Raw genomic sequence first — 14,960 nt, 5'->3', positions numbered from 1 at the left:
CGCACATGCGATCGGAGGAGCGTTTGTCGATACGGAAGTGGGATGCGAGTTGTATCAGATATTGATAGCCGAAGATGAAGTATGGATCCGGGACGCGCTCGTGGAAATGGTAGATAAGCTGAGTCCGAAATTTTCCATCGCGGGTGAAGCTTCCAACGGGGAAGAAGCATGGACTCTAGTTCAGGAGCATTGGCCTAACGTATTGATTACGGACATTATGATGCCAAAAAAAACCGGTTTATGGTTATGTGAGCAAATTCACGAATTAAAACTGCCGGTAATCCCCATAATAATCAGCGGTTACGACAGCTTTCAATACGCCAAGCAGGCTATGCGATACGGCGTTTCCGAGTATTTGCTCAAACCCGTAGAGGAATCGGAGTTGCACGATGCCTTGAATAGGTCGGTCAAAAGATTGGAAAATATATCGGATATAAGGGAAGGCGTCGTTAAGATCAATGAATTTATGCAACAGCTCCCTCAATTCGATTCCTCGGCTATCTTCCATCACATGAATAAGTTAATAGACCAGTTGTATACCATTCATTCAAAATCGATGGATAAAAAAAGTCCGCTGTTTACAATTCTGGGAGGTAAGCTGTCCGAAATGCTGCAAATACATGAACCAGGATTAATAGGCTCCTCCCTTCCGGACAATGTCGAGGATGTGAAAAAAGTATTTTTTCGGCTTGTTGAGAAATGGAGAGATTACTCCTCGCAAGATGTCAAACAGCAAATTCGCAAATCGATTCAAAAAGTATGCGGCTTTATCCAAACTCAATATTTTCAAAATATTACGCTCGAACAAATGGCTCAAATGGCTCATCTCAGCATTTCTCATTTCAGCGCAGTATTTAAGCAAGAGACCGGACAGTCCCTGATTCATTATTTGAATGAGGTGCGTATACAAAAATCGAAGCAGTTGTTGCTGGAACCGGATATCAAAATATACCAGGTGGCTGAATTGGTCGGTTACACGTCGATGTCTTATTTTAATCGGATGTTCAAAAAAACGGTAGGCAAGACGCCGGCCGAGTACAGGAAGATCATGGGCTTATGACAAAAAAAAGAGCGGGCTGGTTTTATAGTTTATCGATTAAACAAAAAATGATCGTAGTTTTTTTGAGTTTTTCATTTATCGTTGTCATCTCTATGGGAGTGTCGTCGAACTGGTTATACAGCAATTCGATCGAGGACGATTTCGTCGATTTGTCCGAAGAGGCTGCCGAACGGATAAGTTATCATCTGGACTACTACATTAATCAATTGCAACGATCAACCCGTTCCTTAATTCAAAACGATATATTGCAAACATGGCTTGTCTCTGACGAAGTCTCCAATGAAGACGCCTTTCAGGTAGAATTGGAAATTCGCCGATATTTGGCGTTAAATTATTCGGAAATACAGGGGATATTTCTGCTTTCTCCAAACAAACCGATTGTATCGATGTCCCAGTCGTTCGGACGTTTGGAATCACTGGAGAATGAACCGTGGTTTCGTATGCCTATAGACCGGGAGAAGCACATTCTCACCACCCACGAGCCAAGCTATAATCCAGCACGAGGTCAGCCTGTCATCTCCGTACTCCTTCCGATCTACAGCAAATCGACGCTGGATCTGGTTGGTCGGCTGGCTGTTGACATCTCGCTTCAGGAGCTTCGGAACACGCTCAATCGCACCCAATTCGGAAAGAATGGGGTGTTCTTTCTGATCACGGACGATCATACGATCATCTACCATCCGCAAGAGAGCTGGAATGGATCGAAGAAGGAGCAAACGGGCTTGAAAGAGCTGGAAGTACCGCAATCCGGGGAGGCAAAAATTCAGAGGATCGATCGGGAAAAGTTTTTGATTGCCAGTCATAAATCGACCATAACGGGTTGGAATATCGTAACGGTGGTGCCGTTTAGCGAATTGGCGAGGGGCCTCAAGTCGGCCACCGCTTCCATGTATATCGTGCTTGCGGCGATTTTTATCCTGATTGCTCTTGTCGTTCCTTTATTGTCCAACTATTTCATCAGGCCAATTATTCAGCTTAAACGTATGATTCTACAGGTGGCTACGGGAAATTTGCAAGTACAAAGCGTTCCGATCGAAGGAGGGGACGAGATCCAGCAACTGCACCACAGCTTCAATATGATGGTGGGCAAGCTGGATGATCTCATTGACAAGAACTTCAACTTGAAGCTGCAGGAAGTTCAACTTCAATTAAAGCAGAAAGAAGCCTTGATCAAAGCGCTTCAAAATCAAATCAATCCCCACCTTTTGTATAATACACTCGGGATCATCAAGAGCATTGCTTATCTGGAGAAGGTGCCGATTATAGAGAAGATGGCCAAAAATTTATCGGATATGTACAGATACACCGCCTCTTTTTCGGATACGGAAGTTACTTTAAGAGATGAGCTAAATCATCTGGAGAAATATCTCGATATCATCCACGTTCGTTTCCCCATACGGTTTCAAAGCAGAATATATGTAAATTCCAAGTATTTTGATTGTCGCCTTGTAAAGCTCGTTCTCCAGCCGATAGTCGAAAATGCGGTGAAATATGCGATCGAACCAAACGGAGGCGAAGGTACGATAATAATAAGCGCCTATACGGAGAATGATTTTTTGGTCATTGAAATTGCCGACAACGGTGAAGGCTTCGGAGACGAGGAGTTGGCTCGAATTCAATCGCAACTGCAGCATATTTCGAATCATATCGATCACGAATTTGTCCAGGACAGATCGCTTGGCATATCCAACGTTCATGCGAGGCTGGTGCTTAAGTACGGCAAACAATGCGGGATCGAGATTTTCTCGCTTCCTGGGAAGGGGGCCGTCGTATCGGTGAGGGTGCCGATTGCGGTCGACTAACAATCGTAGGATTGTGCAATGAAACATAAGATTGGATCAAGCCTTTTTAAAGCGCTTGCTATATGCTTTACGTAGACAAGTAAAGTCATTCTTGAAAAGGGGGATTTAAAAAATGAAACGATCCTATGTGAACACGGCTTGTATTACGGCTCTTCTCGCGTCCGTTTCGATCGGATGTTCCAGCGCCGGACCAAATGCCACGACCGGAGGAAACAAGGGGGGCGAAACCGGCAGCAAAGACAAGCTGGCGCTCAACATCATGACAATCAGCTACGAAGGAGGCGGTTGGCCGGAGAAGCACCCTGTAGTGGAGTTCTTGAACCAGAAGTTCAATGTCGATCTGAAAATTCAATGGATACCGAACGACAATTACAAAGAAAAGCTGGGCGTATACGCAGCATCCAATGAGTTTCCAGATGCTTTTATCATGAGGCGCGACGATTACATGAAATGGCGCGACAAAGGCGTGTACATGGATGTAAAGCCGGTTATCGACAAATACCCAAACTTGTATAAACAACTGGGCGGAACGGAAGCGTTTCAATACTTGAACCCTCCGGGAAAATATTTCGGTCTTCCTTATTATAGCATCGAAACGCGAGATTCACTGGGAATCCGCAAAGACTGGCTGGACAAGCTGGGGTTGAAAATGCCGGAAACGATTGACGAGCTTTACGAGGTCCTTAAAGCGTTTACTTTTAGAGATCCGGACGGAAACGGGAAAAACGACACTATCGGTTTATCGATGTCCATTTCGGAGAATCGCCGATATAACCATATCCAGCCGATCGAATATGCGTTTGGCTTGGCCAACGGATGGAAGCTGGAAGGGGATAAACTTGTACCTTGGCAAGCTCAATTGAAGGAATTGAAAGATTTTGCGGGCTTCTTGCGCAAAGCGTACGCGGAAGGCGTCCTGGACAAGGATTTTGCAGTTAATAAACTGAAAGATCCGCAGTATAAGTTTGATTCCGGCAAAACGGGAATTACCTCTATTGTCCCGACGACGATGGCCTATACCGTAATACCAAGCTTGAAGAAAATCGATCCAAAAGCGGAGTTGGCGCAACTTCCCCCTCCGGCAGGACCAAACGGCTCCCGCGGAACGATTACGAACCCCGGAGATCAGAAAGTTGTCATCAACGGCAAGATTAATAAAGATAAACAAGAGCGGCTGCTTGAGATCATGAATTACCTGGTCTCCGACGAAGGAAATATTTTGGCCAAGAACGGAATCGAAGGCGTTCATTACACGAAAAAAGATGGCAACAAGTTCGAAAAGACAGAAGCATTTGACAAAGAAAGACCGTTCCTGCTGTCTACATGGCTGATTCGACGAGTAGATCCCAACATTCAGGTTCGCTTGTGGGATGACCAGGAAGTTGTGAAGATGACCAACAAATGGTTTGAAGTAAATGCAAAATACCGTTACCCGAATCAAGGTGCGGCATTCGACTCCGAGACGGCAATCAAGACGGGGGCATCGCTTGATCAAAAACTTGTCGAGACGATGACCAACATTATAATCGGCTCCCAGCCGCTCGACGCACTGGACCAAGCTGTCGAGAAATGGAAGAAGGATGGCGGGGACAAGATTATCGCAGAGATAAACGAGCAGTATATGAAATCCAAATAGCGGATCGTGCACCGGGGTTAGCCTGTCTGGGCTGGCCCCGGCTTATTCTTAATGCATCATGTGAGGGAGTTGGTAAACCAATGCAGTGGAACCGGGCCTTGCCTATGTATGCCATGATATTACCTGGATTACTTTTTTTTGTAATTTTTAAATATATTCCTATGGGTGGCATCATTATCGCGTTTCAGGAGTATGACCCGTTCCTTGGGTTTTGGGAGAGTTCTTGGGTCGGGTTCGATCATTTTCAGCGGCTGTTTACAGAAGAAGACTTCTGGAAATTGTTCAGCAACACGTTGATCTTAAGTGGTTTAAATCTGTTTCTGTTCTTCCCGGCTCCAATACTGCTTGCCTTGCTGTTAAATGAAGTTAGCCGAGCCTGGTTCCGTAAGCTGGTCCAGACTGTTGCGTACATGCCTCACTTTTTATCCTGGGTTCTGGTTGTTAGTATTACGGTGCTGTTATTCTCCACGCAGGACGGCGCGGTCAACAATCTGCTGGCGAGCCTGGGAGTCGAGCGGATTCCGCTGCTAACCGATCCGTCCTATTTCCGATATGTGTTCGTCTTCCAGAACATTTGGAAGGAAGCGGGCTGGAACGCCATCATCTTTTTGGCTGCGCTGGCCGCGGTTGATCCAACGCTGTACGAAGCTTCGGTGGTGGATGGTGCGAACCGTTGGAGGCAGTTATGGCATATTACATTACCCGCATTAAAGTCTACGATCGTCATCTTGTTTATTTTACGATTAGGTCATGTTATGGATCTCGGGTTCGAGCATGTGCTTCTGATGCAAAATCCGCTGAATCTCCAAGTTTCGGACGTGTTTGATACGTATATCTATCGAGCAGGGATTATTCAAGGAGAGTTCAGCTTTACGACGGCAGCCGGATTATTTAAATCCGTTATCGGTCTGATTCTGATTATATTTGCCAATCAATTGTCCAAGAAATTCGGAGAGGAAGGGGTATACTGAATGAGAAGCTACGATTTGCGCGGCAAGGACCCGGTCTTTTTAATTCTTGTATACGGACTTCTTCTTATATTTCTTCTGGCAATCTCAGTTCCCTTCATATATGTGCTTTCGACCTCATTTGCTTCTGAGGAGGAGATTTTGTCCCGAGGCTTCTTCCTGATTCCTGACGATTGGACCTGGAACGCTTACGGATATTTGATGGAAAATCACAATTTCAAGCAATCTATGTCCAACTCCATTTACATGACAGTGGTGGGGACGACCATCAATATGATTTTGACCAGCTTAATGGCTTACGGCTTATCCAAATCGTGGTTGAAGGGTCGACGTACCTTGAATTTCATGATTCTTTTTACGATGCTCTTTAGCGGGGGAATGATACCGACCTACCTGATAGTCAAAAATCTCGATTTGTTAAACAGCTATTGGTCTATCTTCCTGACCGGAGCTATCGCTCCATTCCACCTGATTGTGCTGCGCAGCTTTTTTCAGAACATCCCCCGGGAGCTGGAAGAGTCCGCGCATATCGATGGCTGCAGCGAGCTTAGGCTATTTTGGCAAATTGTTATTCCGCTCTCGATGCCGGCTATCGCTACGTTTACTTTGTTTTATGCAGTTCATAATTGGAACACCTACTTTAATGCGATTTTGTACCTGAATGACTCCAATATGTGGCCGCTGCAAGTATTCTTGAGACAAATGCTGAGCCAGTCGGACCAGGCGATCGAAGCGAGCGTAAGCGGGTATGAGTTTACGCAGGCGGTTCGGATGGCGGCGGTCATCATTACGGCACTGCCGTTGTTGATCGTATATCCTTTTCTGCAGAAATATTTTAATAAGGGCATGCTCCTGGGCTCTGTCAAGGGCTAACTCATGAATTGAGCCTTGTAAAAAATGGAGGGAACCCGTAATGTTTCCCTCCATTTTTACTGCTTAAGAAACACCATTATTATAGATATCGCCAAGGCTGTCTGTCTGCAAGGCTTCTCTGTGAATAGACAGCCTATTCAAATATCCCGCTGGCTTAACATTCGCTTTGACTTCGCCAACGATGCAAGGTTTATATCATGTTGAGATGAGATTCCTCCGTACATATCGATTTCATATGATAGGTCACTACACTTACGATACGTTCGTAATTTACCCGCTTCGTATCCAGATAGGCATGCAACGCTATTCCATCGATAAAAGCGTATAACCGTTCTGTCTCCATCGCGCAATCAAGTTCGGGCCGAAGCACGCCCGATTGCTTCAAGCTGCGAACCAGACGCTCGACAAGGTCCAGTACCCCGTCGTGCTGCGCGTCAAATGCGGTGTTACTGCTTCGATAATGAGCGGTGAAGGATAGCCAAACTTCCATTTCAGCCAGTTTATGGTCATCGGTCGGGAGCAGCTCCAACAAAATCCGCAGCGCCTTTTGAAATAGCGGTATGTCTAACACGACAAGTTTATTAATACGCTCGATCGCCCGTTCCTTGACCAGCTTCATGGAAAAATCCAGCAGCTCGTCCTGACTTGAGAAATAATGGCGCAAAGCGCCAAGCGACAAGCCCGACTCCCGCGCAATATTTCGAACCGACGCTCCTTTTACGCCCATCAGCCTGATAACACGTAATGCCGCCTCGGCAATTACTAACCTTCGTTGATCGTGATCCACAATTTTTGTCATGGCCACATTATAACAAAGGATCTCCTTATATACAACGAAATAATACACTTGTATTATTTCGACGAGCGTGTTATGCTTTTCATGTTTCAAATAATACAGCTGTATTGAAAACATTTATGAAAAGCAAAACACTTTTTCGTTCTTGTACGCGGCTGGGCCTCCGACTGGCGCCGGGTCCCCGTATAATTTCACAGAATTGGGGTTGAGGCAGTAAGTAACAGCGGTAAGGAATTTATTTGGGGTGCGACCTTTATCGTGGCAGGCATAATCTTACAATTTTTGGCTGTTCCAATAAACGGAATTGCCATCCTGTCTGATCTGCCGGGTACAGGACGCATCCTGATTGTTTTGGGTGCGGGGTTTGTCGTCTACGGTCTGTTTCTTCGATCGAAGGAGAAACGGAACAGGGGGAAGACTGACAGCCCGCAAGGAGTGGCCTTCAGCAACAACGGCTTTTCGGAAAGGATGAACGTATGAGAACTTCAGCCGGCTCAAGCAAGCTCTGGCATCCGCTAAAGCGCGCAGCAGGATGGGGTGTTGCGGTGATGACGATGATCCCTTTGCTCGGTTGCGGTGGTGCGCCTGCGCCAAAGAATGGTGTTGTGAAATTCATCATAGAGAGCGATGTGTCTACTGCTGCCAAGGTCTTTCTCGAACTGAAAACTCGAAACGGCACGAACTCGCGGGAGGAGGCCGACATTTTGCTTCCCTATACGCTAGAGCTTCCGGTAGATCATAGCAAGCCCATGAACTTCAAATCTGCGAAGTTATCTGCGGAAGCGTCTGCTGCGGCAAAGTCCATTACCTGCCGCATTTTGTATGACGGTAAAAAAGTGTCAGAGAGCACGGTCGAGGGCAATGCCCCCACGGCGACTTGCGAAAGTGACAATTGGCCCGGCGCTCTCGGGAAATGATCGCTTGCTGTATGAAATTCGAAGTTGTATCCCTAAAAGCGCGGCGAACCCAAAGTTCCCGCGTTTTTCTGTTCCTGTTTGGGAACGTAGGATTGTATAAATTAAGAGATTGGGGTTTATGCTTGCGGCACTTGAGGATAACGGACTGCTGTGGAAAAAACCACGGAGCAGCGGCTGCGAGAATCGTAAAGCTATCGATGGAATGGGTTCAGGAGGATGAACCTATAGGTTAGGATCCCCCCTATCGGTCACATCGCAGACTGGCATTTGGCGCATGAAAGAGTGGGGGAATAATAAGAGTGGGACAAATACGTGGAGCTATGTCGTGCTGGGCGGATTTCTTGAAATCGTTGGGACAGCGGTTTCAAATTTATCGAGAATATCCGTAAAACTGCTTAGGCAGCCGATTTAGATTTAGGGGATCGGCTGCCTTTTCTCGCGCTGCAATACGTTCTGAGTAGTCGTCCGCATCCATAACTTAAACGTTTACTTACCTTAAAGTATTTTCCATTTTACGAAAAACCGTGGGGGGCATCCCGAACTTTTCTTTAAACGCTTTATGAAAATACGTATAGCTCCCGAATCCACAGCATTCGGCAATGTGCTCCATTGTCATGCTTGTATGTTTGATGCGGTCGATCGCACCGCTAAGCCGTACTTCCAGAGCATATTCTAAAATGGTTTTGCCGTAACATTCTTTGAAAAAATGAGAGGCTCTCGAAACACTCAAATTAACGTGTTTGGCGACCTGCTCCACCTTGAACGGCTCGTAAGCAATTGATTCAATACATCGTTTCATTCGAAAAGCCGTGTATGACCGGCTGTGGGAAGCGAATGAATCTGTCATTGCCCGATCCAGCGACAAGCAAAGAACTTTTAGCAAACTTTCGATCAGCTCCGAATTTTCATCGGTAAGCCGGCGTTTTTCTTTAATAATCTGCCTCCACGGGTACAGAACGGATTCCCCGATTTGAATGGAGGTCTTAATATTTTTTTCATACCGGTTCCACCATTCGTCCACCCAGGCTCCTTGACAGTACATATAATAGTCCCCGCTACCCAAGCCTTCTTCTGTCTGCAAGTAATACATGCTTCCAGGCTGCAGCAGCAAAAGATCTCCCGACTCAATCGTCATCGTATCTCCGTTTGCCGATATCGTGCATGTCCCTTCCGTTTGCAATCGGAACAAATAATGTCGTATAGGAGCGTTTTTGGAGCCCCTGAACTGCTGCTTTAAATGATAGCCATAGCCACACAATAAAACACTCTGGTCCATCGGATCACCGTAGAAAATAGCAGAATAGTTGATGTTTTAATTATATTGCTCATTCAAATCGTTATCAACCTGGTCTATTATGATAACAGTTTTACTCGTAATTGCAATTTAAGTTCGTTGGGAGGATCTTATTCATGAAGAAGCGACTAACAGCATTAATCGGGGCAGGTTTGTCGATTGTCCTGCTAGCCGGCTGCGGAAACAACGGAGGGAAACCGATCAGCGGCAAAGAGGACGCCTATAATAATGAGCCGGTTACTTTAACGTTCTACAGTCATTATGCGGGGATTCTCAGTCAATCGGATTTAGACGTTCTTGCCCAGCCCGTAATAGCAAAGTTTCCGAACATTAAAATGGAATATATTTCAGGGACTACGCTCGAAAACATGATTGGGGCTCAGGATCTGCCGGATATCATTTTGACCAGCAATTATTATTTGCATGACCTTCTTCAAAAAAAGATTGCCGTTGATTTGGCCGAGACGATCCGGACGCAAAAAGTTGACATGGGTCCGCTCGAGCCGGAAGCAGTAAATTTGCTTAAGCAATTCGGCAAAAACGGCGAAATCTATGGCATCCCCTATGCAATGAACTACGGTGTAATGGTCTATAACAAAGATATATTCGACAAGCTGGCGTTGCCTTATCCCAAAGATAACATGACATGGAACGAAACGATCGAATTGGCCCGAAAAGCAACCAGACTCGATCAGGGAACGCAATATATCGGCATGGACTTAGGCGATCCGGCTTCGTTGACCCGTGCGTACTCGCTGCCGGTTGTGGATGAGAAGCAAGAAAAGACTGTTTTTACAAATGACGCTTACGGTAAAGTGTTTCGGTTATACGATCAGTTATACCAGATTCCGGGAATAGTGGACGGCAACAAGAAATATACGTACGGAGTTGACTACTTTCTGAAGGATCAGAAGATGGCGATGTTTCCGTACTGGATCGCCGCTCTGACTACCCGATTACAGTCGATGAAAGAAACAGGCAAAACGATCAACTGGGACGTCGTATCTTATCCTTCGTTAGACGATAAACCGGGAATTGGCAGAGAAATCGATTTTCATCTCGGCGTTGTTACCCCGACCAGCGACAACAAGAAGGCTGCTTTCGCCGTGCTGCAAACGATGATGGGTGAAGAAGCGCAGAAAACGATGAATAGCGGAACTCGGTTAACAATTCTTAAAGATTTGAACTTGAAAAAGCAATTTGCAAGCAGCACCAAGCTGTACGAGGACAAAAACCTGGCGGGGGTTTACTCGGTCAAGCCGGCTGCATTGCCGGAAGCTACCAAATTCGATACGAAAATGTATTCATTTCTGAAAGAGGCTGTCAAAGCGATGGTCACTGAAAATAAAGACGTAAACACAGTGCTCCGAGAAGCGGAAGAGAAAGGGAACAAGTACATTCTGGAGGAAGGCAACCGTTAGATTCAAATTGCGATATTAAAAGCCGCCTCGGTAAACGAGACCGCTGAAAAGTTCAGCGTCCTTGCTTTACCTGATTTCACAGATGAGAAAGGACCGTTTTCAGCCTTAGAAACGGTCTTTTTTTACTGAATGAGCGATTTCCTTGGATCATGATTCGGTAAAGTATGGTGAGCAAGCTGCTCTCGCGAACTCCTCCTTCATTCGTATTCGGGGGAATTCGTTAATGAAAACGATTTGTCTGCCGTATCCATAATCTACGGCCGCGCGCCTGGTCTCGGACAATTGCGGACAAGCCGAAATGGCTAAAGCGCATAGGTTGTCCAATCTCCGCTGTGGCACAATTTTTCAACGGAATCGGAACAATACATAATGCGGTCGGATTAATATAATTTTAGCTGAAAGCACTTACATAATCATTGAATGGACACTATTCTAAGGAAGAAGGTGGCAATATGGGCGGTGAAGAGCAAGTAATCAGCAGAAGAAAAATGTTAGGTGTTACTGGCGCTGCAGTCGTTTCAGGAGTCTTCCTGGGAAACAGTTTGGTCCAGGCTAGTGAAAAGATTCCGGAGGAATACCAGGAACAGCTTGATGATGTTATCACGGATCTGCAGCAACGAGCAATCAATATTAGGCAACCTCCGTATAACGCTAAGGGTGACGGAGTCACAGACGATACCGAGGCGATAAAAGCTGCGATTGCGACCGGAAAGGATGTATACGCGCCCGCTCCTCCTGTGGCTTATTTATTGTCGGATACTCTTACCTTACAGGAAGGACAAACGTATTTCGGATCCGGATATTCGTCTGTGCATCAATTTGAATTCGTAGATCTAACGAGAGACTATTTCCTAATCCGCACAGCAAATACTACGATTCGCGATCTGAGAGTGACCTGCAAGCTTACGGGGGATACTTCAAATTCGTCGGCAATAGCGATGCGTCGCGGCGCAGTAAATGCCAGAATCCTGAATACCTTTGTGGAGCATGTGCCTGGCAACGCTTATGTAGCCGAAGAAGCGATCGATTGTAACTTGCATAACATCATATCCAGATATGCGCGGAGGCACGGCCTTTATTTTACGGCATGTGACCATGTTTGTGCGGATGGTTTTAAAATCTATAACAATAAACTGGAATCCGTCGTATTGAGAGCCAAAAAACAAGGACTGATAAGCGGTTACAAGCTGAAAAATGGCTTGATTGACGGCACTCATCCGGAAACGCAAAGATGGTATGCGATCGTTTTGGCTCAACACCCAAATCAAAAGCAGGGAGAGCGATACCTATACAATGACATTCATATTGAAAAGGTCACAGTAAGAAACACGTTTTCTTCGACCGGGTACGGCTCGTTTTTTTACAATAACGGAGAGCCGCTGCAAAATGCAAAATTTATCGATAATATGATTTTTGGCTCGGGCAAAGCGAATGCATTCGATTTCAGGAAATGCAAAAATATCGACATTACTGGAAATGTTTCATACGATTCCCATGGTTCGGCCTTTCTTTTGCTAGATTGTGAATCGGTATTTATGGAAGGAAACTCCGCCTACAATCCGGCGGCAGGAGGTGGAGTGAATCATGCGGGCGTGCGAATTGACGGGAAATCAAACCAAATCGTTTTGAGCAAACTAAGGGTAATCGATGATCGTGAACAGAAATTATGCCGAAATGCAATTATAGCGACGGGGGCGGCTTCGAGGGTGAAAGTTAGCGGATTGACAGCGGAGGGGATGGTTGCCGACAAAATCCATTTCGGATCGCCCGCCGAATGTTTATATGGTTCACCTATGATGCTCTGTTTTCATACGGATCACCTGGTTGCCGGTCAAGAGGCCATTTCAGCCAAGTCGCATGCAGGGCCAGGTAAATTCGTCATGTCTATTCATGCATATTTGAGAGCAATTACCGTTCATACAGATCATGTTTCGAACACTGGAAACGCTGTTTATCATGTGAAGAAAAACGATACAGTGATCGAGACGGTTGAAATGGATCAGTCAAAGGGAGCAAGCGTATCCGTTTACTTGCAGCCTACGCGGCAAACGTTTGCCCCCGGTGATATTTTAAGTATCGTTTACGATGTTTCCAAGGAATGGAATCGACCGGACAGTAGTGCTTCCATATTGGTTTCCTTCACGCACGATTAGTTGCCGAGATTAATCAACGTATAACCCCTTTTACGTATGAATTGAAGTTAATGGATATTATACCTATTTTTATAAAACAAACCACAGAGCATATCTTGCGGAAATCGGAACCGATATGTGCTTCTGTCACTTAAAGAACGGTATGTCAACTTTAGGGCCGGGCCGGGTGTTTTGGAACCAAACCGCGTTCGGCTGCTTTGCTGAGAGGCGGATGCGAACGTCCGGCGACGATAGATTATAAAGCTCGACATTATTATGTTTCGGAATGTTTCATGAGATGCAAGGTCGTCGATTGCTCCGACGGCCTTGAATGCTCAGAATTTCATGCCATAGGGCACCTTCTTGAAATCAACAGATAGAAAAGCTCCTCCATTCGGAAAGGCCATTAAAGAATAGTGCCCGTCCCCAAAACCGTTTTCGTCATTTATAATACGGTTTCACCCGCATAATTTTGCTGTTACGATGTTTCGGAGATGTTTGACCCATAGTACTCTACCTCCATACCAAGTTGGATTAACGAATTACATTTCTCTCCAAAATTGTTCCGGATCTTCGATAATCACATCTTCATATTTGCATACAACTTCTTGAATTCCTACTGGTTCATCAAAGTCAAAAGAATGCCATTCATTCATATCTGGAGGGCCAAAACTAACCTTCAATTTCTTATCTGTTACATCAAATATCATACTTCTTAGCGTTCCCATTCCACTTGCATAAAAGTGACAGCATGGGCCAAAGGGATACTTTGTAGACAAAAGGCTCGTTATCTTTTCATGATCAACGTTTGGTGCTTCCCGCAATAAAAATATTCCAGACAGCGGTATAACGCATTTTCGAATGCCAAAAATGGTATTCATCGAATTCTTTCATTTCATTGCTCACATAGTGATTGGTAGTAAGGATTAGGTCACCCACCGGTTTACGTTCAGTTATTTTTTTCTTGTTTGAAGAGAAGTTGGCAATTTCGAAGATAGATGCATTATTAGAAACATCTGCTACCATGATATTTGCGTTAGTACGTATATCTATTTCTTCAAGCAAGCATCGTGCTTCATATACATCCTTGCAACGATCCAGAAGAGCACGAATGACGATCCAGAACTCACATCCATGTCCTTCCTGAGGCTTTAAATAGATAGTAAACCCAGGACATATTTTATCAATCATCATCATTCTTTTATGGGCCTCTGCCGCAGAAAGAAAATCCGTTCCTTCCATAGGGGTGATAAAGTAGTCAATAACTTCCGAATAATCCTTAAATGTAATCGCCCGTTGCTTACCTACTTCATAGTGGGTTCCTTCTGTGACATGGGTATCAAAAATAATCAGTTCCTATCATTGTTATTTTCCATAAAGATAACCCTTTCCGCTTAGGATAATTGATTTTGTAATTCACTACGTGTATATCTTACTATTTAACCTGAATTTCGAAAGTGACTCTTTCTGAAAATATGAAAAAGGGCTCAAATCTTTGGTAGAATGGTGTTTGCCTAGAACAACATCACCCAAAGAGAGGAGCACCTTTAAGGTGAAGTCTATCACACCCGTTAGCAAAATCAAGACCGAATTTTCCTTGCAAAATGCAACCAGCATCGGCGGTAGCAAAATATTTCTGGAATACCTCGAAAAGATCAAGCTCTCTCAGGCGTTGCAACGATTGTCCTGCATCAAGGCAGGCAATTCGCTTTTTCCGGTGCATCGAATCCTGCTCTATCTCATCATCGGCTGGATCCTCGGCTGCGAGCGGCTCTTTCATTTTCGCAAACTGCAGCATGATCCGCTCATTCGGCGATTTCTCGGCGGGCGCTGTCCGCACCATTCGCTTTTGTACAAAGAGTTGGGGCGACTGCGTAAGACGTGTCCGAACCTTCGGCTGGACCTGCGAAAGTTAAATCAGGAGGTCAGTCAGCCCTGTTTGCCCTCGGAGTTGATTCTTGATCTGGACTCCACGGTGGAAACGGTATATGGCAACCAAACCGGAGCGGCCAAGGGAACGAATCCGCACAAACCCGGCCGCAAAAGCTACCATCCGCTTCT

Annotated in this window: 13 protein-coding genes; 9 read left to right on the top strand and 4 right to left on the bottom strand. The window is 45.4% G+C overall.

From position 1 onward, the window contains the following. Nucleotides 1-37 precede the first annotated feature (37 nt). The 5 genes from PV433_RS04175 to PV433_RS04155 all read left to right on the top strand — a co-directional run bounded on the left by PV433_RS04175 (nucleotide 38) and on the right by PV433_RS04155 (nucleotide 6,339). On the top strand, nucleotides 38-1,060 hold the full coding sequence (locus PV433_RS04175; RefSeq protein WP_332070948.1) for a response regulator transcription factor: 1,023 nt from the start codon (nucleotides 38-40) through the stop codon (nucleotides 1,058-1,060). After that, nucleotides 1,057-2,862, top strand: a complete 1,806-nt coding sequence (locus PV433_RS04170; protein WP_332070947.1) for a cache domain-containing sensor histidine kinase — start codon at nucleotides 1,057-1,059, stop codon at nucleotides 2,860-2,862. Before PV433_RS04175 ends, PV433_RS04170 begins: the two co-directional genes overlap by 4 nt. Before the next feature lie 112 nt (nucleotides 2,863-2,974). Next, on the top strand, nucleotides 2,975-4,498 hold the full coding sequence (locus PV433_RS04165) for an ABC transporter substrate-binding protein (protein WP_332070946.1): 1,524 nt from the start codon (nucleotides 2,975-2,977) through the stop codon (nucleotides 4,496-4,498). Further along, on the top strand, nucleotides 4,432-5,469 hold the full coding sequence (locus tag PV433_RS04160) for an ABC transporter permease (RefSeq protein WP_332070945.1): 1,038 nt from the start codon (nucleotides 4,432-4,434) through the stop codon (nucleotides 5,467-5,469). The genes PV433_RS04165 and PV433_RS04160 overlap by 67 nt, the downstream gene beginning before the upstream one ends. After that, entirely contained in the window at nucleotides 5,470-6,339 is an 870-nt protein-coding gene (locus tag PV433_RS04155) for a carbohydrate ABC transporter permease (RefSeq protein WP_332070943.1), read from the top strand. Between the two features lie 190 nt (nucleotides 6,340-6,529). Here the strand turns inward: PV433_RS04155 and PV433_RS04150 are convergent, their stop codons facing one another. Then, nucleotides 6,530-7,138 (bottom strand): TetR/AcrR family transcriptional regulator, encoded by a 609-nt coding sequence (locus PV433_RS04150; protein ID WP_332071182.1) that lies wholly within the window; start codon nucleotides 7,136-7,138, stop codon nucleotides 6,530-6,532. A 542-nt stretch (nucleotides 7,139-7,680) separates the two neighbouring features. Here PV433_RS04150 and PV433_RS04145 point away from each other — a divergent pair. Beyond that, nucleotides 7,681-8,052 carry a hypothetical protein gene (locus tag PV433_RS04145; RefSeq protein WP_332070942.1) on the top strand — a complete coding sequence of 124 codons (372 nt, stop codon included), beginning with the start codon at nucleotides 7,681-7,683 and terminating at the stop codon, nucleotides 8,050-8,052. Between the two features lie 490 nt (nucleotides 8,053-8,542). On the opposite strand, the gene PV433_RS04140 is transcribed toward PV433_RS04145, so the two are convergent. Then, the gene (locus PV433_RS04140) at nucleotides 8,543-9,328 is read right to left on the bottom strand and encodes an AraC family transcriptional regulator (protein ID WP_332070941.1); all 786 of its coding nucleotides are present in this window, start codon (nucleotides 9,326-9,328) and stop codon (nucleotides 8,543-8,545) included. Nucleotides 9,329-9,462: 134 nt separating this feature from the next. Here PV433_RS04140 and PV433_RS04135 point away from each other — a divergent pair, with 134 nt between their 5' ends. Both PV433_RS04135 and PV433_RS04130 read left to right on the top strand, forming a co-directional pair. Beyond that, nucleotides 9,463-10,767, top strand: a complete 1,305-nt coding sequence (locus PV433_RS04135) for an ABC transporter substrate-binding protein (protein ID WP_332070940.1) — start codon at nucleotides 9,463-9,465, stop codon at nucleotides 10,765-10,767. Nucleotides 10,768-11,219: 452 nt separating this feature from the next. After that, entirely contained in the window at nucleotides 11,220-12,920 is a 1,701-nt protein-coding gene (locus tag PV433_RS04130; protein ID WP_332070939.1) for a glycosyl hydrolase family 28-related protein, read from the top strand. Between the two features lie 521 nt (nucleotides 12,921-13,441). On the opposite strand, the gene PV433_RS04125 is transcribed toward PV433_RS04130, so the two are convergent. Both PV433_RS04125 and PV433_RS04120 read right to left on the bottom strand, forming a co-directional pair. Next, nucleotides 13,442-13,609 (bottom strand): hypothetical protein, encoded by a 168-nt coding sequence (locus PV433_RS04125; protein ID WP_332070938.1) that lies wholly within the window; start codon nucleotides 13,607-13,609, stop codon nucleotides 13,442-13,444. 91 nt (nucleotides 13,610-13,700) lie between these two features. Beyond that, nucleotides 13,701-14,096: a carcinine hydrolase/isopenicillin-N N-acyltransferase family protein gene (locus PV433_RS04120; RefSeq protein ID WP_332070936.1), complete on the bottom strand. Its 396-nt coding sequence runs from the start codon at nucleotides 14,094-14,096 to the stop codon at nucleotides 13,701-13,703. Between the two features lie 355 nt (nucleotides 14,097-14,451). Between PV433_RS04120 and PV433_RS04115 the strand changes: the two genes are divergently transcribed. Next, the coding region (locus PV433_RS04115; RefSeq protein WP_332070935.1) for a transposase at nucleotides 14,452-14,960 on the top strand (509 nt) is incomplete at its 3' end.

The organism is Paenibacillus sp. GYB004 (assembly GCF_036577605.1).
GTDB lineage: Bacteria > Bacillota > Bacilli > Paenibacillales > NBRC-103111 > Paenibacillus_AB > Paenibacillus_AB oceani.
Note: the sequence above shows the minus strand (reverse complement) of the source record. Positions and strands in the feature narration are given on the sequence as shown.

What these genes read in the sequence shown, in the direction of transcription:
- PV433_RS04170 (WP_332070947.1), top strand. Translation starts at nt 1,057, where the DNA reads ATGACAAAAAAAAGAGCGGGCTGGTTTTATAGTTTATCGATTAAACAA.
- PV433_RS04165 (WP_332070946.1), top strand. Translation starts at nt 2,975, where the DNA reads ATGAAACGATCCTATGTGAACACGGCTTGTATTACGGCTCTTCTCGCG.
- PV433_RS04160 (WP_332070945.1), top strand. Translation starts at nt 4,432, where the DNA reads ATGGAAGAAGGATGGCGGGGACAAGATTATCGCAGAGATAAACGAGCA.
- PV433_RS04155 (WP_332070943.1), top strand. Translation starts at nt 5,470, where the DNA reads ATGAGAAGCTACGATTTGCGCGGCAAGGACCCGGTCTTTTTAATTCTT.
- PV433_RS04150 (WP_332071182.1), bottom strand. Translation starts at nt 7,138, where the DNA reads ATGACAAAAATTGTGGATCACGATCAACGAAGGTTAGTAATTGCCGAG.
- PV433_RS04140 (WP_332070941.1), bottom strand. Translation starts at nt 9,328, where the DNA reads ATGGACCAGAGTGTTTTATTGTGTGGCTATGGCTATCATTTAAAGCAG.
- PV433_RS04135 (WP_332070940.1), top strand. Translation starts at nt 9,463, where the DNA reads ATGAAGAAGCGACTAACAGCATTAATCGGGGCAGGTTTGTCGATTGTC.
- PV433_RS04130 (WP_332070939.1), top strand. Translation starts at nt 11,220, where the DNA reads ATGGGCGGTGAAGAGCAAGTAATCAGCAGAAGAAAAATGTTAGGTGTT.
- PV433_RS04125 (WP_332070938.1), bottom strand. Translation starts at nt 13,609, where the DNA reads ATGATATTTGATGTAACAGATAAGAAATTGAAGGTTAGTTTTGGCCCT.
- PV433_RS04120 (WP_332070936.1), bottom strand. Translation starts at nt 14,096, where the DNA reads ATGATGATGATTGATAAAATATGTCCTGGGTTTACTATCTATTTAAAG.